This window comes from Rickettsia endosymbiont of Gonocerus acuteangulatus, from assembly GCF_964026435.1.
Lineage (GTDB): Bacteria > Pseudomonadota > Alphaproteobacteria > Rickettsiales > Rickettsiaceae > Rickettsia.
Genome location: NZ_OZ032147.1, coordinates 1,353,212 through 1,376,909 on the forward strand (window position 1 = coordinate 1,353,212; position 23,698 = coordinate 1,376,909).

Sequence of the window (23,698 nt, forward strand, 5' to 3'; positions counted from 1 at the left end):
TGTACAAAATTTACATAATTATTGTATTATATGCTAAAAAATATTCCGAAACATTTAGACATCAAATTAATTAAATTATCAGCAATTTTAGCCTTTATTTACTGCTTATTATTCAATAGTGCAATATTAATTTATAAATTTGATTACTATAAAGCAACAATCTTTAGAGGAATATTAGAACTATCAAAAGATTTCTGCTATATTTATATATTTTCTTTTATAGCATTTTTTGGTCTTAGCGTACATAGATTAGCATTAAAAATTGGTTCATGCTTTTTATTTATCACTTCTGCAATAGCTAGCTATTATATTTATTTCTTTAAAATAACTCCTACTAAGCAAGTAATTGGTAGTTTTTTCTCAACAGATTTAAACGAAGTTTATGAACTTACAAGTATTAAATTGATAATATGGATGATTTTTAGCTTATTTGCTTGTCTTTACACACTCAAATCTTTTGCCACTTCTGATACTAAATCTTTTGTCACAAAATTATTATCCGCAGCGTGTTTACTTATCTTTTTATATAATATCATTACTCCATCTTTTAAAATATTAAAAAATTACTTTCCTGTTCAGTATTTACATAATACTTATCCTAATTTTGCTGGAAGCCTAGGAGGTAAAAATTATGCTCAAATAGATATCAGTAAGCAGTATAATTTCGTAGATAATTCTGATAATGATATTATTGGCGTTTTAGTCATAGGAGAGTCCGCAAGATTTGATCATTTTGGTATTAACGGTTATATGCGTGATACAACACCTCGATTGAAAAATATTGAAAATCTTACTTCCTTTAAAGCTAAATCCGCATCAAACTTAACTTATATTTCTATACCCTCATTACTTTCACGTTATCCTGCAAGTAAAATTGAAGATAATAAACTTGAAAATAGTTTTTTATCAGTTTTAACTAATTTAGGATTTAATACTACTTGGATCGGTACGCAAACTTTAATGAGAAATTTTGCAAATTTTGACTTAGGCACTATCTATAATGATGTTAATTTTACTATAGTACCAGGGGGCTCTGCTTTATTTTCTTTAAATGATCATGACGGGAAAATGCTTCCTTTTGTACAAGAAATAATTTCAAATTCAAGTAAACAATTTATAGTAGTTCACACATCCGGTAGCCACTGGAATTACACCGCAAGATATCCTAAAGAATTTGAGCAATTCACTCCTATTTGCAGTGATAAAATTAAGTCCGACGCCAGTAATTGTGAGCAGCTAGCACTTGTTAATAGCTACGATAATTCTATTTTATACACTGATTTTTTTTTATCTAATTTGATTGATTTACTAAAAGACAAAAATGCACTTCTATTATATGTATCTGATCATGGCGAATCATTAGGGGAAAATGGCTATTATGGTCACGGCGGACCGTTAATTGCAGAACAAACAACTGTACCCTTTCTAGTTTGGATGTCAGATGAGTTTAAGCTAAAGCACCCTGAATCAGTAGCATCAATTAAAAATTATGCCAATAATGAAATTAGCCATGATTATGTTTTTCATTCAATTCTTGACTGTCTAAATATAGATTCTGATGTTATTGACAAGGGTTTAAGTTTATGTAAATCTAGCTAACTTTTTAAAAATCAACTCCAAGTTCATCATTTAAAATACTCATTAGCTCTCGTCCGGCTCTATTTTTCCATTTTCCTTGCTCATAGAAAAAATGGTAAGGTCCGCTAATAGGAGATGATAACCAAATTTCCTTAGCTGCACTTTGTTTATTTATTACATATGTGCCGTCAGCGGTATCAATATTTAATATATCACTTTGTAGATCTATATCTATATCTTGATTTTGTTCTTCAATCCTGTCTGCTATATGTGCAATTACTGTCTCAGCTATTTTACTAAATTCACTATTATTCATAATTTTCTTTTGGTTTTTCAGGGTCAATTATAGGGGTTTTTACTGAACTCTTCCTATACATCTCAACAAATCTATTATGATCATTAAGGTTATTAGAAAAATTATGCCCACCTTTTCCATCAACTACAAAAAATAATGCATCTGTTTTAGCAGGTTTTACAACTGCTTCTAGAGATTTTAATGATGGGCAAGAAATTGGTCCTGGCGGCAAGCCTTTAATATAATAAGTATTATATGGTAATTCTTGCAATAAATCTTTTTTAGTTAAAGCTCTTGCTAGTTTAAATTTCCCTTCAGTTAAAGCATATATAGTAGTAGGATCAGCTTGCAGCTTCATATTCTTTTTTAAACGATTAAGAAATACTGCGGCAATAATAGGCTTCTCTGCATCAGAACCCGCTTCTTTTTCTACTATAGAAGCAAGCGTTAATATATCAAGTCTAGTTTTTAGTGGAGAATCAGGTGAGAGATTTATCATTATTTTATCTAAGTTATTAGACATTAGATTTCTCATCTGATTGATTATTCGCTCTTTTTGATCACCATATGAGAAAAAATAAGTTGATGGCATTAAAAAGCCTTCCGGTATAACTACCTTTATCTCACCTACTAAGCGTGTTTCTTCGTTAATTTTTTTTACAACTTCCTGAACTACAGTACCCTCAGACACTATTATTTTATGTATTACAGACTTGCCGCTTGCTAAAACTCTTAAAGTTTGCAGAGGGGATATATTATGCGTGAAAATATATTCACCACTTTTAATAGGATTTTTTATGGAATAAATTTTAGCAATTATCTTAAAAACTTCCGGATATTTTATTACTTTATTAGAATAAAGTTTTGTAACTATTTGGTTTATAGATAATTTAGGCTCGATAATTATTGTCTTAGTTTGAGCTAAATTACCCGGTACAAAAATATAAAATACACTGAAGTTTAATATAGTAATAAATATAATTAAAGATAGTATGGCTAAAAAAAACTTGATTTTTAATATATTTTTTAACATTTTTTATAAAACTTAGAAAATAATAATATTACCATGAAATATGGTTTTTTCTTGACATTTAAAATAATATGTAGTAGAAATAACTTAAAGTTTGGTTAAGATCATATATTTGCTAATAATTATATACTTCTTATGAAATAGATCAATAGTTTTAAAAATTTAGCACTGAAATATTTGGATTATATTAAAAGACTATAGTAAACATCACTCTATTTTAGAAATTATGAATCTCGAAATTTGGCTTACCAACCTTCGAAATATCAAAGGTATACTGTAGATACTTCAAAAGATGGAATTCAAATAAGTAGTAAGCCTGTACAAGCAGTACAAAAGTACGTAAGCACAGGCGAACCTCGAAATTTGGCTTATCAAATCTTGAAGTATAAAAGGTATATATACTGATCTTAATAATAGGTATTATATAGTATGACACAAGATCAAGACAACGATCCAAAAAATAACGAAAGCGATAAGCTAAAATCTTTGCATAATAAATTAGGAAGCATTTCAGGCTTCTTAATGACAATGCGTTCTGACACTATTGAAGAACAAAAGAAAATTTCGCATGATTTAAAAGCTTTAATGAAACAGATTAATACTATACAAAAAAGTATAGAAATATATTTTATTGTTATATTAGTATTAATGTTTTTTATGACACAAAAAATGCTTTGGAGCGGTTCAAGCAAAAATCTTTCTCTTTTAACAAATTTATTTTAAGAATTCTTGTCTAATAATTTTTGTAGCTAAATAAGACGGATATATATTTGATTTAAAACCTAACTCCTGTAAAATCTTGTGACTTTCCGTTATTTGCTTATCAATTTTCTGAGGATTTAACAATAACTCTTTTAATTTACAACTAATAAGATTAGCTTCACAATTAAATTGAATAAATTCCGGAATTATTTCTCTATTCCCTATTATATTAATTAAAGTAACATATTTGATTTTTATCAATAACCTAATAATAATAAAACTAAAAATATTAACTTTGTACGCTACAATCATAGGAGTACCGGACGCTGCTATCTCTAAAGTATTAGTACCTGATTTGGCTAAAGCTAAGTCAGAAACAGCATAGCTTTTCAAGCTTTCATATGAGAATATATAATTAAACTTAACCTTTTCTAAAAAAGGCTTTATTATTCTTTCATGATCAGGATTTGCAAGCGGAAATATCACCATAAGGTTTTTATGGTCATCATAAACTTTTTCAATAGCAGGGATAAAAATTGGTAGATGCCTTAAGAGTTCCCCTTTTCTACTTCCAAGAGTAACGCATAAAATTTTTGTATCCTCATCTATTTTAAGCTCTTGTCGCAAAGCTGCCTTATCACTATAAAACTCCTGCTCCATTATTGGGTGACCTATATACCTACAATCAAGCCCCACTTTAGTAAAATATGGTGGCTCAAAAAGTAGTAGAGCAAATAAACAATTATAGATTTTTGCATATTTTGCTGCCCTGCCCTCTTTATAAGCCCAAACTGATGGTGCAACAATATGAATCATCTTAAGTTCTGGCAAACGCTTCCTTACCTTAGCTGCCACACGGTAAGTAAATCCTGGCGAATCAATGGTAATTAATATATCAGGTTTATGATTTATTATATCTTCAACGGTTTTATTAATTAATTTTTTTATCCTAAAAATATGAGGTATTACTTCAAAAAAACCCATCAAATTTATTTCAGATACCGGAAATAAGCTTTCAAAATTGCCAGCTTCTTCCATATTTCGTCCTCCTATTCCGATAATCTTTAATTCTTTATCATCTTTTAGATTTCGAATTATCCGACCACCAGCAAAATCCCCTGACGCCTCACCTGCTATAAAGTAAATTTTTTTCATTTTGTTCAAAAGTTCTAAATTATTTCTTAAGATCCTCAATTTCTGTTTTTAGTTTTTCAATTTCCTCTATAACTAACCCTGTAGCTCTCATTATTGTATTTATATTTATACCATCAAGTAGTAAGTTCTTTGCTATCTCAATATTTCTTCTAGCTTCACCTCGGGCTTCACCTCGTGCCTCACCCCTAGCCTCAGCTTTTTTAAGAGTATTAGTTTCAATTCTAAGCCACTTTAAGCGATCTTCATACTCTTCTCTTTCTTCTTTAGTAAAGTTTATTATCTCAAGTACTGTTAACGCTTTTTTTAAATCTTTATTATCTAGCTCTTTAGTAAGGTTATCCTTATTAAGCAAATCATGACGTGTTAAAAAAGCTAGCCATATATCTAAAGCATTTTTAACTTTTTCTACTATATCCGATATGTCTTCGTTAGCACTCTTGACAAACTTATTAAGCTCTATCGTATGTAATTCTATATCATAAAAATATTTTAAGCCGGTGTCTTTTTCATGTAAATTAAAAACATTATGATATTTATCTGTGTCCGTAATACTTGTAAAATTAAGAATATAAATACCTATTATTTTATTTAACTTTGAGTAATCGTCTCCCTCTTTTAATTGTTGCGTATACATTTTTGCCCAATAATATAAGGCTCTTTGATCATACTCCGCTTCATCCGTTACTTGTATTTCAACGTTAAATATTTTACCGCTTTCACTTTGTGCTTTAATATCAAGTACAGAGAGTTTATCTGCTTTAAAATTTTTCGGATTATACGGATTAAGTAGTGTCACCTCTACAATTTGATCTTCCTTGCCTACTATCGAATTAACAAGCGATATTAGTAAATCCTTGTTCTCTTCTACTCCAAAGATTTTTTTTAAATGCTAAATCTACACGAGGATTAACTTCAGACATATTAATTATTAGCTTCCATATTATTTATTATCATACCATAAACCGCATAAAATTCCAGTTATGCATTCATCAATACTCCATTTTACGATAACTTAAAGCTTCAGCAATATGCATTCTTAAAAATTTATCTTCATTTTCAAGATCAACTATAGTACGTGCTACCCTAAGTATTTGGTTGTAAGCCCGCATTGATAAACGAAACTTACTTGCAGCTTCATTTAGTAAATCTTTACCCTCATCTACGGGCATTGCATAATCTATCAATAACTGACCATCCAATCTATTATTTGTTTTAATATTATAACCTTCATATCTTTTTTCTTGGATTGTGCGTACCTTTTCTATTCTTTTAGCAATATCTTCTGATTTTTCTTCAGAACTCTCATTTGTTAAATCATAATTATAAATATTAATATTAGGTACTTCTATGTGCAAATCAAATCTATCCATAATAGGACCGGAAATTTTCATTTTATAATCATCTCCGCATTTTGGAGCTTTAACACAATCTTTATAAGCATCACCTAAATATCCACATTTACAAGGATTCATAGCTGCTATTAGTTGAAAATTTGCTGGATATTTTATATGAGCATTTGATCTTGAAATTAGTATCTCACCATTTTCGATAGGTTGCCTTAAAGATTCAATAACATGCTGAGGAAATTCAGGCAGTTCATCTAAAAATAATACTCCGTTATGAGCAAGCGTAATTTCCCCTGGTCTTACCTTTTTTCCAACACCACCACCAACCATAGCAGCAAGTGAACATGAATGATGAGGAGTTCTAAATGGTCTTGTTTTAGTAAGCTTACCATCTAAAAACTTTCCAGCAATACTTGTTACCATACTACATTCTAAAATCTCTCTCACCGACATTTTAGGCAGTATCCCAGGCAAGCAGCTTGCAAGCCTTGATTTTCCTGTCCCAGGAGAACCAAACATTAATAAATTATGCCACCTGATGCAGCAATTTCTAAAGCTCTTTTAGCTATATTTTGTCCTCTTACATCTTTAAAATCAGGGTAATTTACTGGCTCGTCTTGGACGATAGCTTCTGGAGGACTTAGAACTTGCGAACCTTTAAAATGATTTACTAGCTTAATTAAATTACCTGCTACAAGTATATTATCATTACCTGACCAAGCAACTTCAGATGAGTTTTTATTTGAGCAAATTAGCCCCTTATTCCTAGCAGTAGCACCAATTGCCGCAGGCAATGCACCATTTACCGGCAATATTGACCCATCTAAAGATAACTCACCTATTATTAGATATTCTGCTATTTCAGTTTCTGGCAAAATATTCATAGCAGTAAGTATTGCACAAGCAATTGCAAGGTCGAAATGACTACCCTCTTTTACTAAATCTGCTGGAGCTAAATTTATCAAGATTTTTTTGGTGGGTAATGCAAGCCCTATAGAAGATAAAGCTGCTTTAACTTGCTCTTTTGACTCAGCAATAGTTTTATCAGCAAGCCCTACTATGGTAAAAGCAGGTATACCCGGGGATATTTGTACCTGCACATCGACATCAGTGATATCAATCCCATTGAATGTAAGACTTGCTATATGAATTATCATGTTTTAATAGTACTACCTTTGATTGTAAAGGCATACTACAAAACAAACTTTGCTAAGTCAAGATTAGTTAGTATTTTTGATAATTGATTTTCTACAAATTTATCATCTATAGATATTTTTTCACCTTGCATTTCGCTAGCTCTAAAGCTTATATCTTCAAGTAAATTCTCAAGTATAGTATGCAATCTTCTTGCTCCTATATCTTCAATTTCTAAATTAACTGTAGTAGCGTAATCTGCAATTTTCTCTATAGCGGAATTCGTAAATTCAAGTTCTACTTTCTCAGTACCTATTAAAGCCGAATATTGCTTTATTAAGCTAGTTTCAGGCTCAAGTAATATCTTAATCATATCCTCTTTAGTTAATGAATTCAGCTCTACTCTAATAGGTAATCTTCCTTGCAATTCAGGTAATAAATCTGAGGGTTTTGCTATATGGAAAGCTCCTGAAGCAATAAATAATATATGATCTGTTTTAACAGGACCATATTTTGTGTTAACTGTTGTTCCCTCAATCAAAGGTAGTAAATCCCTCTGTACACCCTCTCTACTTATTTCAGAATTTTTTACTCCAGAATTAGCTACTGAGGCAATCTTATCAATCTCATCAATAAATACTATTCCATCATTTTCAACTAAATTAATTGCCTGCTGGATGATTTTTTCTTGATCAATTAATTTTTCAGACTCTTCTGATAAAATTATACTCATCGCTTCTTTAACTAACATTTTTTTTGTTTTAGTTTTAGTCGTTCCAAAAGCTCTTCCTATTATATCACCAAGATTAAGCACTCCCATAGATGCCCCAGGCATGCCATGTATTTCAAAGCTACCTCCGCCTACAGGAGCTGTATCAGCTACACTAATTTCAATTTCCGTGTCATCAAGCTCGCCACTTAAGATTTTTTCTTGAAACTTTTCTCTTGTCTCACTACTTGAAGTCTTACCTACTAGACTATCTAGTACTCTTTCGATTGCTTTCTCATGTGCATTAATATCTACTTCCGTTTTAGCTATCGTTTTTTGAGTATTAACAGCTATTTCTACTAAATCACGAATTATTGATTCTACGTCACGCCCTACATAGCCAACCTCGGTGAACTTTGTTGCTTCTATTTTATAAAAAGGAGAATTAGTAAGTTTAGCAAGTCTTCTTGCAATTTCTGTTTTACCGACTCCCGTTGAACCTATCATTAAGATATTTTTTGGTACTATTTCGTTACGTAAGTTTCCCTCTACTCTTTTACGACGACCACGATTTCTAAGGGCAATAGCAACGGCTTTTTTAGCTTTTTCTTGACCTACGATAAATCTGTTAAGCTCGTTAACTATTTGAGAAGGTGTAAACCCCATAGGGTCTTTTTTATTAATATTAGTAGTTTTAGTAGATTTCATACAACTTTTTCCGTTATAATATTATGATTAGAAAATACACAAAGATCTGCTGCTATATTCATAGATTTTAAAGCAATTTCTTCAGCAGTTAGAGGATTATCGTAAGACATTAAAGCACGTGCTGCGGATAAGGCGAATAGACCGCCTGAGCCTATTGCTGCAACATTATTCTCTGGCTCAACAACATCACCATTACCAGTTAAAATTAGTATATGATTGCGATCAGCAACAATCATCATTGCTTCTAAACGACGTAAATATTTATCACTACGCCAGTCTTTGGCAAGTTCAACTGCACTTCTAAGCAAATTATGCTTATGTTGCTCTATTTTTACTTCTAACTTTTCAAATAAAGCAAGCCCGTCAGCAGTAGAACCAGCAAAACCTGCAATAATTTTATTATTTGCTATAGTTCGTAATTTTCGAGCAGTAGATTTTAATACTGTATTGCCGTGTGAAACTTGTCCATCTGCTGCTATAATTATTTCTTCGTTCTTTTTTAAACAAAGTATTGTAGTGCCATGTAAGGCTAAATTATCTGACATAATGTAAAATTTATTGATATTAATTTGCTGATTAAGTAATATATTCATTATTTATAATAATTAAATAATGTTAATTATTACTTGAGTAATCCAGTTATAGTTAATTATCTTTTTTTGAATTTTCAAGGTTTAAATAATGAATATATATGCAATATACATTAACCCTACACAAAAAAATAATAATTTTATTGTCGTTGAAGAAAGTTTTTCATGGACAGCAGCTCTTTTAAGTGTATTCTGGGCATTATACCATAAAATGTGGTTACCTGTTATTATAGCTGTAGCACTTAATATAGTAGCAATGGCAATTAATATATCTGAGTTAACGCTTGCATTAAAGCTAATTATCATGTTAATATTCGGTTTTTTTGCTGCTGATATTAGAGAAAATCACTTAAAAAAAAATGATTATACCCTTAAAGATATAGTAGTTGCAGGTTCGCAAGTAGAGGCTGAATTAAAATTTTTGGAACGTAACAGTTATGTATAATAAAGAAAATATTTTTGCAAAAATTATCAATAAAAATTTACCGGCAGAAGTAATTTATGAAGATGAGCAGGTTTTAGCATTTAAAGATATAGCACCTGTTGCACTAGTACATATTATTTGTTATACCTAAAAATGAATATATCGATTACCCCGATTTTATTTCTAAAGCTTCAGTAGAAGAAATAAAACATTTTTTTGCTAAGATTTCTGATATAGCAAATAAAGCAGGACTAGATAAAGACGGATATCGCTTAATCACCAATAAAGGCGAGAAGTCCGGACAAACTATTTTTCATTTCCATTTTCATATTATTGGTGGTGAAAAACTTATTGGATTAATTAAATAAAAATGACTAAGAAATATAATATTGCTGTTATCGGTGCTACCGGAAATGTCGGTCGTAAAACCTTAAATATTCTAGCAGAACGCAATTTTCCTATTAATAAAATCTATGCTGTTGCTTCAAATAATTCTATTGGAAAAAAAGTTAGTTTTGGCGAGCAAGTATTACAAATAAGTAGCTTAGATGATCTAGATTTTGAGGAAATAGATATTGCATTTTTTTCAGCAGGTTCGGAAGTATCAAAAAAGTTTATACCAATTGCTATTGCTAAAAACTGTGTGGTTATAGATAAATCTTCTTTTTTTAGACTAAGTGAAGATATACCTTTAATTGTACCTGAGGCTAATTTATCAACACTTAAAGACTTTACCATTAAAAATATTATATCGAATCCTAACTGTATTGCGATTCCTCTTGCAGTTGTACTTAAACCGCTAGATAATGAAATAAGTATAAAAAGAGTTGTAATATCTACTTATCAATCAGTATCCGGAGCAGGTAAAGCAGGAATGGATGAACTTTATGATCAAACAAAATCTAAATATATCTTTGAAGAAAAAAGCCCCAATATGTTTCCAAAACAAATTGCATTCAATTTATTTCCTCACATAGGTGATTTAAATAAAGATGGTTATACAAGCGAAGAGTCAAAAATTGTTTTAGAACTACAGAAGATTATTGGTAATCATCTTAAAGTTAGCGTAACTTCTGTACGAGTACCTGTATTTGTTGGTCATTCTATATCCGTTAATATAGAATTTAGTAGTAAAGTGGATGCTAAAGAAGTTGAGGAAATACTAGAAGATGCTGACGGGATTATTGTTTCACAAACTAGAGATTTAGTGTATACTTCACCGGTTGAAGCAGTAGGCGAAGATGCTGTATATGTCTCACGCATTAGGGATGATGCAAGTAAAGAGAACGCCATAAATTTATGGATTACATGCGATAATTTACGTAAAGGAGCTGCTTTAAATAGCGTTCAAATTGCTAAAGAATTAATCAAAACTTATTTATAAAATAATTAATATGGATAATAAAAACACTGCCTTAAATAAAAAAAATCCTTTGATGATCGCACTTGGAGAGTGCCGAACAGCTTTCTGGATAGTCTTTTGGTTTGCCTTTGTAATTAATTTACTAATGTTAATTACCCCCCTTTATTCTTTGCAAGTTTTAGATAGAGTACTTGGTAGTGGTAATTTATATACATTATTATATTTATCGATAATAATTGCTTATATTTACTTTGTTTACGGGTTACTGCAAATTGCTCGTTCTTTTACTCTTATAAAAGTGGGAGAATGGCTTGATCGAACAGTAGCACCGGTTATTTTTACCTCTTCGATTTCAGCGGCAGCAACACGTGTAAATATGGAATCTAGCCAGCTATTACGTGATTTCCAATCCGTTAAAACATTCCTAACAAGTACCGGAATTAATACCTTATTTGATGCACCTTGGAGTATCATATATATTGCTGTTATTTTCTCGATTCATCCTTATATCGGTTTTATTACGGTTTTTGGTGCAATTGTAATAGTTTCAACTGCTTTCTTTAATGCGGCGGCCACTAACAAAACCTTAGGTGAAGCTACAGAATTTTCGATTAAAGGTATGACGCAAGCCGATATTGCTAATAGAAATGCCGAAGTAGTCGAAGCAATGGGGATGATGAAAAATGTTACAAAAAACTGGCATAAATTTAACTTAGCAGCACTTGATAAACAATCAACCGCTAGCTATCGTAATGGCATCATTTCTAACTTTTCAAGGTTTATCCGTAACATAATGCAAATGGCAGTTACTGGCGTTGGTGCTTATCTTGTTGTAGAAACTCATGGGGCATCAATGACTCCTGGTAATATGATTATGAGTTCTATAATAGTTGGTAGAGCACTTGCTCCTTTTGATAATGCTATTGAGTTATGGAAAAGCATGAGCGGAGCTATTAAATCGTTCAAAAATATCAATAATTTATTTAATACTTATGCTTCTCGTGATGAAGCAATGCCAATTCCAAACGTTGAAGGGCATTTAAATGTAGAAAATATTTATTATGCTCACCCTATTCCAAAGCATATGCCACAACCACCCACACCAAAATATATTTTAAAAGGTGTTAGTTTTGCAGTACAACCAGGTGAAATTTTAGCAATTATCGGACCATCAGCAACCGGAAAATCAACTTTAGCCAAAATCATAGTTGGGGTATGGAGAGAATCCTCAGGCTCAGTACGTTTAGATGAAGCTGAGATTTATCGTTGGAATAGAGAAGATTTTGGCAGACATGTCGGTTATTTACCTCAAGGAATAGAGCTTTTTAGTGGTAGCATCAAGCAAAATATCGCTAGAATGGAAGAAAATGCTAACCCTCAAAAAGTTATTGAAGCAGCTAAACTAGCTGGTGCTCATGAAATGATATTAAGATTTCCTGACGGTTATGATTCAGATATAGGTCCTGCCGGCTCTAATTTATCAGGCGGACAAAGACAACGTATAGGACTTGCTAGAGCATTTTATGGTGATCCAAAACTAGTAATTTTAGACGAGCCTAATGCTAATTTAGATGAAGCTGGTGAAGTAGCACTTGCTAGTGCTTTAAAGCAAGCAAAACTAAAAGGAATATCAGTCGTTGTAATTTCACATAGACCTTCTGTATTATCAGTCGTTGACAAAATCTTAATATTACAGGATGGAACTGTTGCAGTTCATGGAACGCCAGATGAAATTCAGAACCACTTTAAAACTTTAAAAGGCGGCACAATTCATATTAATAATAAATAGTACAAAATCGTCATTGCGAGAAAAAACCGTAAGTTTTTGCGAAGCAATCTCAGAAATTTATCTTAACGAGGTTGCCACGTGTCGCTACGCTCCTTGTAATGACAAAAAATAATAATGATTGAATATTATGCAGGACTTAAAAAACAATAAACCTCAAATTACGCCAGAACAGTTGAAGCAATTACTGTCCTTGAGAGAAAATTCACTAAGCCTTAAAGGTCAAAGCTCTAAACGTAAAGCTTTGATCAATGGAGCATTAAAAAAGACCTCACAAGTAATAGAATTTTTACTGCTTAAACTTGATAGATTTGTTAATTTTACTACTAAGAAGAACGATAAAGATCGTAATAACGTTGCACAAGCTGCAAGGTCTCCTATACTTTTTGGTATTTATGTTATTATTTTCTTAGTATTAATCGGTGGTATTTGGATGGCTGTTGCACCGCTTGATAGTGGAGCTGTAGCAGTTGGAATATTAATGCCAAGCACTAATAAGAAGACAATCCAGCACAATGAAGGTGGAATAATCAAAGCTATTTATGTGAAACAAGGTGATAAAGTTAAAACAGGTGATAAGCTAATAGAACTTGAAGAAACCAGAATAAAAAGTGACCATGAGAGTACTTTAAGCCAATATCGTACTGCTTTAGCTACGGAAAATCGTTTAATTGCTGAGCGTGATAATTTAGAACAAATAGAATTTTCTGATTTTTTAATGCAAGATATTAATTTACCAGAAGTCGCTAAAATAATTCACACTCAGGAAAATTTATTTAGATCAAGAAAAGAAGTATTTAATTCAGAAAAAGATGCATTGCAACAACGTATTTCGCAGCTTGAAAAGAGAGTTGAAGGCTTAGAAGCAAAAAAAGTTGCTGCAACTAAAACAGCCGAAGTTTACCAAGAACGTTTAAAGGCTTTAAGAACTTTACAAAATAAAGGCTTTGTACAAAAAAATGATTTATTAGAACAAGAAGCAAGAGTTGCTAGTGCAAAAAGTGAAGTTGCAACAACTGACACGGAAATAGCAGGAACGCACCACTCTATTACTGAAGCTCAAATCAGTATTATAACTCAACAAAATAAATATACTGAAAGAACTTTAAATGAACTTCGTGAAGCTCAGGTACAAGCGGCAAGCTTAAGAGAAAAATATAACGCTTTAACTGACTCGCTTAATCGAATAGTAATCAAATCACCTGTGGATGGTATAATTAATAATCTAAAATATCATACAATTGGTGGTTATATAGGTACCGGACAACCTATTATGGAAATTTCGCCTACTAACGATCCACTAATTATAGAAGCAAAGGTATCACAAAAAAATATAGATTCAGTGCATGAAGGACTAGTTGCAAAAATACGCTTTAGTGCTTTTAAATCACGTACTACTCCAACATTTACTGGTAAAGTAGTCAGTGTATCACCAGACATTGTTCAAGATGAAAGACAGCATCCCGGTCAGCAAGATAATTACTATATTGCTAGGGTAGAGATTGACATGGATGAATTCAATAGAATTGCTAAAATAAAAAACCTGGAATTACATCCAGGTATGCAAGCCGAAGTACAGATTGTAACCGGTACTAGAACGCTGCTCAGATATCTACTCGACCCTGTAACCGACACAGCATTTAAGGCATTTAGAGAGAAATAGTTAGCATCATTGCGAACGAGCATCGCTCGTGTGGCACTCTCCGAAGTCTAATACTATTTTATGAGATTGCCACGCTCCTTACAGTTGCGACATTATTGCGTGGATCAATTTTTCCTCTGTCATCCCGTGATTTATAAACTAAAGCCAGTTAAAATACTAATAAAATTAGTATTTTTTATTATTTTCTGGATGCCGCAGGTACAAGCAACTAGATGACACCGAAGATACTTTTCGATCCACGCAGGCAAGCCTTATGCGGGAATGAAATATAAGGCATTTTTCGAGCTATGCAACAATGTCTACACAGGAATGACATTAAAAACACCTCTTGATCTACGCACTGGAATAGCTTATATATAGCATAAATCATTAAGATACTGACAATTTAATAGTATTAAAAACAGCATCATAAAATGTTTCAAAATCTCCTACAACTTTCCTAATTTCATTTTTTATCTTAAACCAGTAATGCTCTATAGGATTTAAATCAGGAGAGTAAGTTGGTAAATACAATATGGTACAACCAACGGATTCAATTAACTCTTTAACTTTAGAATTTTTATGAAAATTAATGTTATCCATAATAACGGTTTGCCCAGGTTGTAATTCTGTAATTAATACATCCCTAATATAAGTTTTAAAGACCTCTGTATTACAATTACCTTCAAATATTACAGGAGCAATAAGATTACCATTACAAAGACCAGCTATCATACTTATTCTAAATTTATGTTGATACACCTTTTCTCCATAACACCTTTGTCCTATAATGCTCCATCCATACTCTTTGCAAGCATTATCCTCTATTCCAGATTCATCAAGATATACTAATTTGTCTTTTGTGATGGTTTGTATCTTTGCTATAAATTCATTTCTTAATTTAATATCTCTTTTCGGATGAAAATGAGTTTTGTTTATAGCTATAGCCAAGTTTTCTGATTTGTCTTAAAATAGTTACAGATGCAATATTACCCCATTGCTTTGCTAACTCCTTTGATGTTTTATTCATATTAGCTTTAAAAAATTCTTTAAAAGATTCTGAATCTTTTATCTTATGACTATGTCCTTTCTGATAACCAGTTGCTGCTTTCTAAAGTACCTTGCTTATCTTTTAATTTTTTCCATTTATATATAGTATCACGACTTACATTAAATAATTTACTTACCTTACAAAACTTACGCTATGAGTAAAAAAGTGATAAATTATTGTAAAAATAATTAAACATGTCAAAGAGGATAAAGTTGCAAGCAATACCAATTAATAGGACAGATTATTGTCAATTTTTAATAGTTAGCCAAAAGAATTATAGTTTAACCTACTACGCTGAACATGCAAAGAAATGTAGTCATGATGTTATTAATAGATTTTTAAGGAATGAAAAATATACACCTTCTTTGTTATGGGAACACATCAAGAATGATGTTATTTTTTCATCTAATGGATATACAATATTTGATGATACGGTTTTAAATAAAAGGAATACGAAGCAAATAGAAATTGCAAGATCGCAGTACAGTGGAGCTACAGGTAGAGTTACTAAAGGTATAGGAGTAGTGAGTCTGGTATATTATAACCCTGATATTAATAAGTTTTGGGTAATAGATTATCGAATTTTTGCACCTGATCATGATGGAGCAACAAAACTAGAACACCTATTAAACATGTTAAATAATGCTGTTTATAGCAAGAAGATTCCTGTTCAAACAGTACTTTTTGACACATGGTATTCTACACACAAAATTATGCAACATGTTGACTCTCTGGGGAAATATTATTATGCCCCTATTAAAGCCAATAGAAACGTTAGTAAAACACACGATTCTAAACCTTATAAAGCTGTAAAAGAGTTGATATTTTCAGATGAAGAGATCAGGCATGGAGTAGAGATTCATATAAAAGGCTTTGCTAAAAATAAGCATGTTAATTTGTTTAAATTTACTGTTTCTACCAACAGAGTTGAGTATGTTGTTACCAATAACAAAACTCACAAATCTTCTAAAGCTGCACAAGATGAGTGTGGCTTTTGATGGGTAATTGAGAGCATGCACAGAGAAATTAAGCAACTTACTGGGATAGAACGTTGTCAATGCAGGAAACAGCGTATTCAACGTAATCATATTAGCTGTGCATTTTTAGTTTGGGCATTTCTCAAAAGGACTGCAAATACAATCGGTAAAACGGTTTACCAAATAAAGTTAGGGCTTTTAGATGACTATATGCAACAACAGCTGCGTTCTCCATCTTTACGATATTTAGAACCAAACATAGCGTAAGTTTTGCTTACTTATTCGTATCCCTGCTTCTACAGCTTTTATAACTCTTAGTCTTAGTTCTATTGCATATGCTCATGCCATATCTCTTTACATGCTTGTTAATATTTGCTTACTATAACATGATACTCTCGCTCTGTCAGTACCTTAATGACTTATGCTATATCTGATAAACGAGTATCACATGAACAAATTATTACTCTCCCTACTAGCTCTAATGTTACTCAATTTTAAAACTTATGCTAATCAAGGGGTTAATTATAGAGTTTCTAAGGAAGATAATCATATAATTCATATATTAACTATTGATCCTAAACGTTTTAATTTAAAGCTAGTTAAAGCTCACAATCAGGTTATAGGCAGAGAAACAGTAGAAGAAATAGCCTTGCGTACGAATGCTACTGCTGCTATTAATGCAGGCTTCTTTGAGATTGCAGGGAGTGATGACGGCAGACCAATCCTTACTTTAATGGTTGATGGTAAGTTGTTTAGCCTTAGAAAACAAATGCAAAGTTTGTTAATTTTAGATCAAGACAATATTCAAATTACTAAAAACTCAGCAAAAATTTCAGTTAAGATAGGCGACAAGCTTATTATTCCAGGTCAAGTTAATTATTTTTCTAATCCTAAAGATATTATTTTATATAATGATGTTTGGGCTTCTACTACCCTTACTCCTTACACTAATAAAGAAATATTAATTGATGAAAATTTTGTAGTAACAGGAATAAGCAAGCATGGTGACAATCTTATACCCTCAAAAGGTTTTGTGCTATCTTTTCCAAGTAGCATAGCATTACCCTCAATAAAAGTAGGCGATAGCGTAAAACTAAATTTAGAGTTTATTGATAAAGACGAGAAATCTGTAACTTTTAACAAAACTGCTTCTATGGTAACCGGTATTCCTATGTTAGTTCAAGCTAGCAAATCTGTCGTAGATAAAAATGATAATAAGGAAAGCTCTCATGCTCGTACATCGATATTAGACCAACACAATTCTTTGTACCTGCTTTTAAAGATTATAAATTTTACAGCAGTAAAGAAAATAAAGAATTTTTTAGCGAACGCTTAGGCGATATTACTACCGATTCTAATGGGGATGCTAGTTTTGCACTGAACCTTGAGAAATATTATAATGCTACTTTTAACTTAACACTTTCAGTAGATGGGTTTGAGCCTGATTCAGGAAGAAGTGTAAACGCAAATAAATCAATCATAGTTTCACCGCTAGATTATATAATAGGCTTCAAAAGTGATAGTGATTTAAAGTATATCAAAAGAGGAACTACTCCAAAAATAGAGTTTATTGCTATATCAAATAAAGCAGATAAAGTAGCAGTTCCTGACTTGAGTCAAAACTTACGCTATGTTTGGTTCTAAATATCGTAAAGATGGAGAACGCAGCTGTTGTTGCATATAGTCATCTAAAAGTCCTAACTTTATTTGGTAAACCGTTTTACCGATTGTATTTGCAGTCCTTTTGAGAAATGCCCAAACTAAAAATGCCCAACTAATATGATTACGTTGAATACGCTGTTTCCTGCATTGACAACGTTCTATCCCAGTAAGTTGCTTAATTTCTCTGTGCATGCTCTCAATTACCCATCGAAAGCCACACTCATCTTGTGCAGCTTTAGAAGATTTGTGAGTTTTGTTATTGGTAACAACATACTCAACTCTGTTGGTAGAAACAGTAAATTTAAACAAATTAACATGCTTATTTTTAGCAAAGCCTTTTATATGAATCTCTACTCCATGCCTGATCTCTTCATCTGAAAATGTCAACTCTTTTACAGCTTTATAAGGTTTAGAATCGTGTGTTTTACTAACGTTTCTATTGGCTTTAATAGGGGCATAATAATATTTCCCCAGAGAGTCAACATGTTGCATAATTTTGTGTGTAGAATACCATGTGTCAAAAAGTACTGTTTGAAAAGGAATCTTCTTGCTATAAACAGCATTATTTAACATGTTTAATAGGTGTTCTAGTTTTGTTGCTCCATCATGATCAGGTGCAAAAATTCGATAATCTATTACCCAAAACTTATTAATATCAGGGTTATAATATACCAGACTCACTACTCCTATACCTTTAGTAACTCTACCTGTAGCTCCACTGTACTGCGATCTTGCAATTTCTATTTGCTTCGTATTCCTTTTATTTAAAACCGTATCATCAAATATTGTATATCCATTAGATGAAAAAATAACATCATTCTTGATGTGTTCCCATAACAAAGAAGGTGTATATTTTTCATTCCTTAAAAATCTATTAATAACATCATGACTACATTTCTTTGCATGTTCAGCGTAGTAGGTTAAACTATAATTCTTTTGGCTAACTATTAAAAATTGACAATAATCTGTCCTATTAATTGGTATTGCTTGCAACTTTATCCTCTTTGACATGTTTAATTATTTTTACAATAATTTATCACTTTTTTACTCATAGCGTAAGTTTTGAGGAATACGAAGCAAATAGAAATTGCAAGATCGCAGTACAGTGGAGCTACAGGTAGAGTTACTAAAGGTATAGGAGTAGTGAGTCTGGTATATTATAACCCTGATATTAATAAGTTTTGGGTAATAGATTATCGAATTTTTGCACCTGATCATGATGGAGCAACAAAACTAGAACACCTATTAAACATGTTAAATAATGCTGTTTATAGCAAGAAGATTCCTTTTCAAACAGTACTTTTTGACACATGGTATTCTACACACAAAATTATGCAACATGTTGACTCTCTGGGGAAATATTATTATGCCCCTATTAAAGCCAATAGAAACGTTAGTAAAACGCACGATTCTAAACAAAACTTACGCTATGTTTGGTTCTAAATATCGTAAAGATGGAGAACGCAGCTGTTGTTGCATATAGTCATCTAAAAGCCCTAACTTTATTTGGTAAACCGTTTTACCGATTGTATTTGCAGTCCTTTTGAGAAATGCCCAAACTAAAAATGCCCAACTAATATGATTACGTTGAATACGCTGTTTCCTGCATTGACAACGTTCTATCCCAGTAAGTTGCTTAATTTCTCTGTGCATGCTCTCAATTACCCATCGAAAGCCACACTCATCTTGTGCAGCTTTAGAAGATTTGTGAGTTTTGTTATTGGTAACAACATACTCAACTCTGTTGGTAGAAACAGTAAATTTAAACAAATTAACATGCTTATTTTTAGCAAAGCCTTTTATATGAATCTCTACTCCATGCCTGATCTCTTCATCTGAAAATGTCAACTCTTTTACAGCTTTATAAGGTTTAGAATCGTGCGTTTTACTAACGTTTCTATTGGCTTTAATAGGGGCATAATAATATTTCCCCAGAGAGTCAACATGTTGCATAATTTTGTGTGTAGAATACCATGTGTCAAAAAGTACTGTTTGAAAAGGAATCTTCTTGCTATAAACAGCATTATTTAACATGTTTAATAGGTGTTCTAGTTTTGTTGCTCCATCATGATCAGGTGCAAAAATTCGATAATCTATTACCCAAAACTTATTAATATCAGGGTTATAATATACCAGACTCACTACTCCTATACCTTTAGTAACTCTACCTGTAGCTCCACTGTACTGCGATCTTGCAATTTCTATTTGCTTCGTATTCCTTTTATTTAAAACCGTATCATCAAATATTGTATATCCATTAGATGAAAAAATAACATCATTCTTGATGTGTTCCCATAACAAAGAAGGTGTATATTTTTCATTCCTTAAAAATCTATTAATAACATCATGACTACATTTCTTTGCATGTTCAGCGTAGTAGGTTAAACTATCAAAACTTACGCTATGTTTGATATAATGCCCATGAATTAAGGGATATTATGAAGTGCTTCACTATAAAACATTGCTGTGTAATAAGAGTTTTTAGCATATTTGCTATAACATAGCGTAAGTTTTGCTATAATTCTTTTGGCTAACTATTAAAAATTGACAATAATCTGTCCTATTAATTGGTATTGCTTGCAACTTTATCCTCTTTGACATGTTTAATTATTTTTACAATAATTTATCACTTTTTTACTCATAGCGTAAGTTTTGTAAACCTTATAAAGCTGTAAAAGAGTTGACATTTTCAGATGAAGAGATCAGGCATGGAGTAGAGATTCATATAAAAGGCTTTGCTAAAAATAAGCATGTTAATTTGTTTAAATTTACTGTTTCTACCAACAGAGTTGAGTATGTTGTTACCAATAACAAAACTCAAAAATCTTCTAAAGCTGCACAAGATGAGTGTGGCTTTCGATGGGTAATTGAGAGCATGCACAGAGAAATTAAGCAACTTACTGGGATAGAACGTTGTCAATGCAGGAAACAGCGTATTCAACGTAATCATATTAGTTGGGCATTTTTAGTTTGGGCATTTCTCAAAAGGACTGCAAATACAATCGGTAAAACGGTTTACCAAATAAAGTTAGGGCTTTTAGATGACTATATGCAACAACAGCTGTGCGTTCTCCATCTTTACGATATTTAGAACCAAACATAGCGTAAGTTTTGGAGTCTTACTTTAAAGAAAATTAATTATAGCATAAATCATTAAGATACTGACAATTTAATAGTATTAAAAACAGCATCATAAAATGTTTCAAAATCTCCTACAACTTTCCTAATTTCATTTTTTATCTTAAACCAGTAATGCTCTATAGGATTTAAATCAGGAGAGTAAGTTGGTAAATACAATATGGTACAACCAACGGATTCAATGAACTCTTTAACTTTAGAATTTTTATGAAAATTAATGTTATCCATAATAACGGTTTGCCCAGGTTGTAATTCTGTAATTAATACATCCCTAATATAAGTTTTAAAGACCTCTGTATTACAATTACCTTCAAATATTACAGGAGCAATAAGATTACCATTACAAAGACCAGCTATCATACTTATTCTAAATTTATGTTGATACACCTTTTCTCCATAACACCTTTGTCCTATAATGCTCCATCCATACTCTTTGCAAGCATTATCCTCTATTCCAGATTCATCAAGATATACTAATTTGTCTTTTGTGATGGTTTGTATCTTTGCTATAAATTCATTTCTTAATTTAATATCTCTTTTCGGATGAAAATGAGTTTTGTTTATAGCTATAGCCAAGTTTTCTGATTTGTCTTAAAATAGTTACAGATGCAATATTACCCCATTGCTTTGCTAACTCCTTTGATGTTTTATTCATATTAGCTTTAAAAAATTCTTTAAAAGATTCTGAATCTTTTATCTTATGACTATGTCCTTTCTGATAACCAGTTGCTGCTTCTAAAGTACCTTGCTTATCTTTTAATTTTTTCCATTTATATATAGTATCACGACTTACATTAAATAATTTACTTACCTTACTTATTCGTATCCCTGCTTCTACAGCTTTTATAACTCTTAGTCTTAGTTCTATTGCATATGCTCGTGCCATATCTCTTTACATGCTTGTTAATATTTGCTTACTATAACATGATACTCTCGCTCTGTCAGTACCTTAATGACTTATGCTATATGATGGTCCATTAGACAATAAAGGACACGCTGAAATGCGAATTGTCGATTATTTAAGAAAAAGAAACAGTGATCCTAATAACAAATTAGATGAAAATATTATAGGATTATCTAAACTTTGTTGTATAAGTTGTGATGTAGAAATAAATAACTCAAATTTAGAATTTAAGATTAAGGGGAGTGACGGTAAAGAACATAGCGTTAATTATGTTTATTTTTCTGGATTCCCGCTTCCGCAGGAATGACATCAGAACCATGTAAAAACTTAGGTACAAGAAACTTGTTCAAATTAAACGACTATACTATACTTTTACAGGCATGACGACAAATATATCCTTAGGGCTTTCAGGGAATTTAATGAGTACAGGAGCTGAAACGCTTGAGAAATATAGCTCTACTAAATCTGATTTTATAACCTTTAGAACATCTTCTAAATATTGCGGATTGAAGCCTATATCTAAATTAGTTTCACCACTATACTCGTAAAAATTTTCTGTCTCTTTTGAAGAATTAATAACTTCTTTTGCATTTCCTCGTGCTTCCCCTATTGCACTGATCTCTAGAGCTTCACCGGATAGTGACAATTTCACAGCTCTGAACTTTTCAACTGTTATTATTGCTATTCGCTCGATAGTATCGGCAAATATTTTGCGGTTAATTACTAGTTTTGAGCTGCTATTTTCTGGAATAAAGCTACTGTAATCAGGGAAAGTACCATCAATTAGTTTTGATAGCATAATAACATTTTCATTGCATATGAACTTAATCTTATTACTGCTTAAAAGTATTTCTATATCCGCATTTGCATTTTTAGAATCTTTTACTATTTTTAAAATCTCTTCAGCACTTTTTTGCGGCAATATAACACCGAAATCATCTATTTTTTCAGCTAATTCTACAGACGAAACGGAAAGCCTATGCCCATCGGTACTTGCTGCGTAAAACTCTCCATCTTTTACATGCAAATAAATGCCGTTTAGATTATAACGAGTCTCATCTAAAGAAACCGAAAATTTTGTTGATTCGATTATTTTAGCAAACTCGGCACAAGAAATTTTAAAGCTAGCTTCTGGATTAATATTATCCATCACAGGAAAAGACTCTACCGGCAGAGTAAATAAATTAAAGCGACAATTTTTTCCTGTTATTTCAAGCCCTGTAGTACCTAAATCAGTTAAGGTAAGCTCTGAATCAGGAAGCTTTCTCACTATATCATTTAAAGTTTTAGTGGAGACAGTAAGCTCGCCTTCACTTACTACCTGTACTCCTATTTTTTGGCTTAAATATAAGTCCATATTGGTAGAGCTAAGCTCTAACAGCCCATCCTTTGCTGATAATTTAATATTTGCAAGCTCGGATATTACATTACGTTTTTCAACAACAGAACTAGCAAAACCAAGTGCTTGAACTAATGTTTTTGTCTCAACTATTACCTTTAACAT

The 23,698-nt window shown here is 31.8% G+C and carries 24 protein-coding genes and 3 pseudogenes; 14 read left to right on the top strand and 13 right to left on the bottom strand.

Annotation, left to right across the window (positions count from 1 at the left end):
* The first annotated feature begins 30 nt into the window (after positions 1 to 30).
* Complete coding sequence (locus tag AAGD55_RS08375; RefSeq protein ID WP_341791141.1) at positions 31 to 1,599, top strand: phosphoethanolamine transferase; 1,569 nt, start codon at positions 31 to 33, stop codon at positions 1,597 to 1,599.
* A gap of 4 nt (positions 1,600 to 1,603) precedes the next feature.
* Here AAGD55_RS08375 and cyaY read toward each other — a convergent pair whose 3' ends face one another.
* Both cyaY and mltG read right to left on the bottom strand, forming a co-directional pair.
* Entirely contained in the window at positions 1,604 to 1,894 is a 291-nt protein-coding gene (gene cyaY / locus AAGD55_RS08380) for an iron donor protein CyaY (RefSeq protein ID WP_341791142.1), read from the bottom strand.
* Positions 1,887 to 2,906 carry an endolytic transglycosylase MltG gene (gene mltG, locus AAGD55_RS08385; RefSeq protein ID WP_341791143.1) on the bottom strand — a complete coding sequence of 340 codons (1,020 nt, stop codon included), beginning with the start codon at positions 2,904 to 2,906 and terminating at the stop codon, positions 1,887 to 1,889. Before mltG ends, cyaY begins: the two co-directional genes overlap by 8 nt.
* A gap of 426 nt (positions 2,907 to 3,332) precedes the next feature.
* Between mltG and AAGD55_RS08390 the strand changes: the two genes are divergently transcribed.
* Positions 3,333 to 3,626 (top strand): hypothetical protein, encoded by a 294-nt coding sequence (locus tag AAGD55_RS08390; RefSeq protein WP_341791144.1) that lies wholly within the window; start codon positions 3,333 to 3,335, stop codon positions 3,624 to 3,626.
* On the opposite strand, the gene lpxB is transcribed toward AAGD55_RS08390, so the two are convergent.
* The 6 genes from lpxB to hslV form a co-directional block, all read right to left on the bottom strand.
* On the bottom strand, positions 3,618 to 4,760 hold the full coding sequence (gene lpxB, locus AAGD55_RS08395; RefSeq protein WP_341792564.1) for a lipid-A-disaccharide synthase: 1,143 nt from the start codon (positions 4,758 to 4,760) through the stop codon (positions 3,618 to 3,620). The genes AAGD55_RS08390 and lpxB overlap by 9 nt on opposite strands.
* Positions 4,761 to 4,779: 19 nt before the next feature.
* A complete protein-coding gene (locus AAGD55_RS08400; protein WP_341792565.1) occupies positions 4,780 to 5,637 on the bottom strand; it encodes an Rpn family recombination-promoting nuclease/putative transposase in 858 nt (285 codons plus the stop codon).
* A gap of 112 nt (positions 5,638 to 5,749) precedes the next feature.
* On the bottom strand, positions 5,750 to 6,625 hold the full coding sequence (locus AAGD55_RS12430) for a YifB family Mg chelatase-like AAA ATPase (protein WP_410526099.1): 876 nt from the start codon (positions 6,623 to 6,625) through the stop codon (positions 5,750 to 5,752).
* Entirely contained in the window at positions 6,625 to 7,263 is a 639-nt protein-coding gene (locus tag AAGD55_RS12435) for a magnesium chelatase domain-containing protein (protein WP_410526100.1), read from the bottom strand. Before AAGD55_RS12435 ends, AAGD55_RS12430 begins: the two co-directional genes overlap by 1 nt.
* A 35-nt stretch (positions 7,264 to 7,298) precedes the next feature.
* Positions 7,299 to 8,657: an ATP-dependent protease ATPase subunit HslU gene (gene hslU, locus AAGD55_RS08410; RefSeq protein WP_341791145.1), complete on the bottom strand. Its 1,359-nt coding sequence runs from the start codon at positions 8,655 to 8,657 to the stop codon at positions 7,299 to 7,301.
* Positions 8,654 to 9,202, bottom strand: a complete 549-nt coding sequence (hslV, locus tag AAGD55_RS08415) for an ATP-dependent protease subunit HslV (RefSeq protein WP_011477485.1) — start codon at positions 9,200 to 9,202, stop codon at positions 8,654 to 8,656. Before hslV ends, hslU begins: the two co-directional genes overlap by 4 nt.
* A gap of 136 nt (positions 9,203 to 9,338) precedes the next feature.
* Between hslV and AAGD55_RS08420 the strand changes: the two genes are divergently transcribed.
* The 5 genes and pseudogenes from AAGD55_RS08420 (at position 9,339) to AAGD55_RS08440 (ending at position 14,483) form a co-directional block, all read left to right on the top strand.
* Entirely contained in the window at positions 9,339 to 9,692 is a 354-nt protein-coding gene (locus AAGD55_RS08420; RefSeq protein WP_341791146.1) for a DUF2628 domain-containing protein, read from the top strand.
* Positions 9,685 to 10,039: pseudogene (locus AAGD55_RS08425) on the top strand (HIT domain-containing protein). Before AAGD55_RS08420 ends, AAGD55_RS08425 begins: the two are co-directional and overlap by 8 nt.
* A gap of 2 nt (positions 10,040 to 10,041) precedes the next feature.
* Positions 10,042 to 11,055, top strand: a complete 1,014-nt coding sequence (gene asd / locus AAGD55_RS08430; RefSeq protein ID WP_341791147.1) for an aspartate-semialdehyde dehydrogenase — start codon at positions 10,042 to 10,044, stop codon at positions 11,053 to 11,055.
* A gap of 10 nt (positions 11,056 to 11,065) precedes the next feature.
* The gene (locus AAGD55_RS08435; RefSeq protein WP_341791148.1) at positions 11,066 to 12,823 is read left to right on the top strand and encodes a type I secretion system permease/ATPase; all 1,758 of its coding nucleotides are present in this window, start codon (positions 11,066 to 11,068) and stop codon (positions 12,821 to 12,823) included.
* 127 nt (positions 12,824 to 12,950) lie between these two features.
* Positions 12,951 to 14,483, top strand: coding sequence for an HlyD family type I secretion periplasmic adaptor subunit (locus AAGD55_RS08440; protein WP_341791149.1), 1,533 nt, complete (start codon positions 12,951 to 12,953; stop codon positions 14,481 to 14,483).
* 369 nt (positions 14,484 to 14,852) lie between these two features.
* Here AAGD55_RS08440 and AAGD55_RS08445 read toward each other — a convergent pair.
* Positions 14,853 to 15,652, bottom strand: a pseudogene (locus AAGD55_RS08445) (IS630 family transposase); the annotation flags it as partial.
* 55 nt (positions 15,653 to 15,707) lie between these two features.
* Between AAGD55_RS08445 and AAGD55_RS08450 the strand changes: the two are divergent.
* The 4 genes and pseudogenes from AAGD55_RS08450 to AAGD55_RS08460 all read left to right on the top strand — a co-directional run.
* Positions 15,708 to 16,511, top strand: coding sequence for a transposase (locus AAGD55_RS08450; RefSeq protein ID WP_341791150.1), 804 nt, complete (start codon positions 15,708 to 15,710; stop codon positions 16,509 to 16,511).
* A 15-nt stretch (positions 16,512 to 16,526) separates the two neighbouring features.
* Positions 16,527 to 16,757 (top strand): hypothetical protein, encoded by a 231-nt coding sequence (locus AAGD55_RS08455; protein WP_341791151.1) that lies wholly within the window; start codon positions 16,527 to 16,529, stop codon positions 16,755 to 16,757.
* A 181-nt stretch (positions 16,758 to 16,938) separates the two neighbouring features.
* Positions 16,939 to 17,826, top strand: coding sequence for a hypothetical protein (locus AAGD55_RS12440; protein ID WP_410526101.1), 888 nt, complete (start codon positions 16,939 to 16,941; stop codon positions 17,824 to 17,826).
* Positions 17,727 to 18,125 (top strand): annotated as a pseudogene (locus tag AAGD55_RS08460) (hypothetical protein); the annotation flags it as partial. The gene AAGD55_RS12440 and the pseudogene AAGD55_RS08460, both read left to right, overlap by 100 nt.
* On the opposite strand, the gene AAGD55_RS08465 reads toward AAGD55_RS08460, so the two are convergent.
* On the bottom strand, positions 18,114 to 19,163 hold the full coding sequence (locus tag AAGD55_RS08465; protein WP_341790834.1) for a transposase: 1,050 nt from the start codon (positions 19,161 to 19,163) through the stop codon (positions 18,114 to 18,116). The pseudogene AAGD55_RS08460 and the gene AAGD55_RS08465 sit on opposite strands and share 12 nt — an antisense overlap.
* Before the next feature lie 51 nt (positions 19,164 to 19,214).
* Here AAGD55_RS08465 and AAGD55_RS08470 point away from each other — a divergent pair, with 51 nt between their 5' ends.
* Positions 19,215 to 19,595: a hypothetical protein gene (locus AAGD55_RS08470; protein ID WP_341791152.1), complete on the top strand. Its 381-nt coding sequence runs from the start codon at positions 19,215 to 19,217 to the stop codon at positions 19,593 to 19,595.
* Here the strand turns inward: AAGD55_RS08470 and AAGD55_RS08475 are convergent.
* Positions 19,575 to 20,579, bottom strand: coding sequence for a transposase (locus AAGD55_RS08475; protein ID WP_341792566.1), 1,005 nt, complete (start codon positions 20,577 to 20,579; stop codon positions 19,575 to 19,577). The two genes, AAGD55_RS08470 and AAGD55_RS08475, sit on opposite strands and share 21 nt — an antisense overlap.
* Positions 20,580 to 20,832: 253 nt before the next feature.
* Here AAGD55_RS08475 and AAGD55_RS08480 point away from each other — a divergent pair, with 253 nt between their 5' ends.
* Positions 20,833 to 21,243, top strand: a complete 411-nt coding sequence (locus AAGD55_RS08480; protein ID WP_341791153.1) for a transposase — start codon at positions 20,833 to 20,835, stop codon at positions 21,241 to 21,243.
* A 62-nt stretch (positions 21,244 to 21,305) separates the two neighbouring features.
* Here the strand turns inward: AAGD55_RS08480 and AAGD55_RS08485 are convergent.
* Positions 21,306 to 22,176 (bottom strand): IS630 family transposase gene (locus AAGD55_RS08485; protein ID WP_341790833.1). Its coding sequence is split into 2 segments (ribosomal slippage): positions 21,306 to 21,848 and positions 21,850 to 22,176, totalling 870 coding nucleotides; the frame shifts between segments, so codons are not numbered across the junction.
* A 73-nt stretch (positions 22,177 to 22,249) separates the two neighbouring features.
* On the opposite strand from AAGD55_RS08485, the gene AAGD55_RS08490 reads away from it, so the two are divergent.
* Entirely contained in the window at positions 22,250 to 22,501 is a 252-nt protein-coding gene (locus AAGD55_RS08490) for a hypothetical protein (RefSeq protein ID WP_341791154.1), read from the top strand.
* 57 nt (positions 22,502 to 22,558) lie between these two features.
* On the opposite strand, the gene dnaN is transcribed toward AAGD55_RS08490, so the two are convergent.
* Positions 22,559 to 23,698, bottom strand: coding sequence for a DNA polymerase III subunit beta (dnaN, locus tag AAGD55_RS08495; RefSeq protein ID WP_341791155.1), 1,140 nt, complete (start codon positions 23,696 to 23,698; stop codon positions 22,559 to 22,561).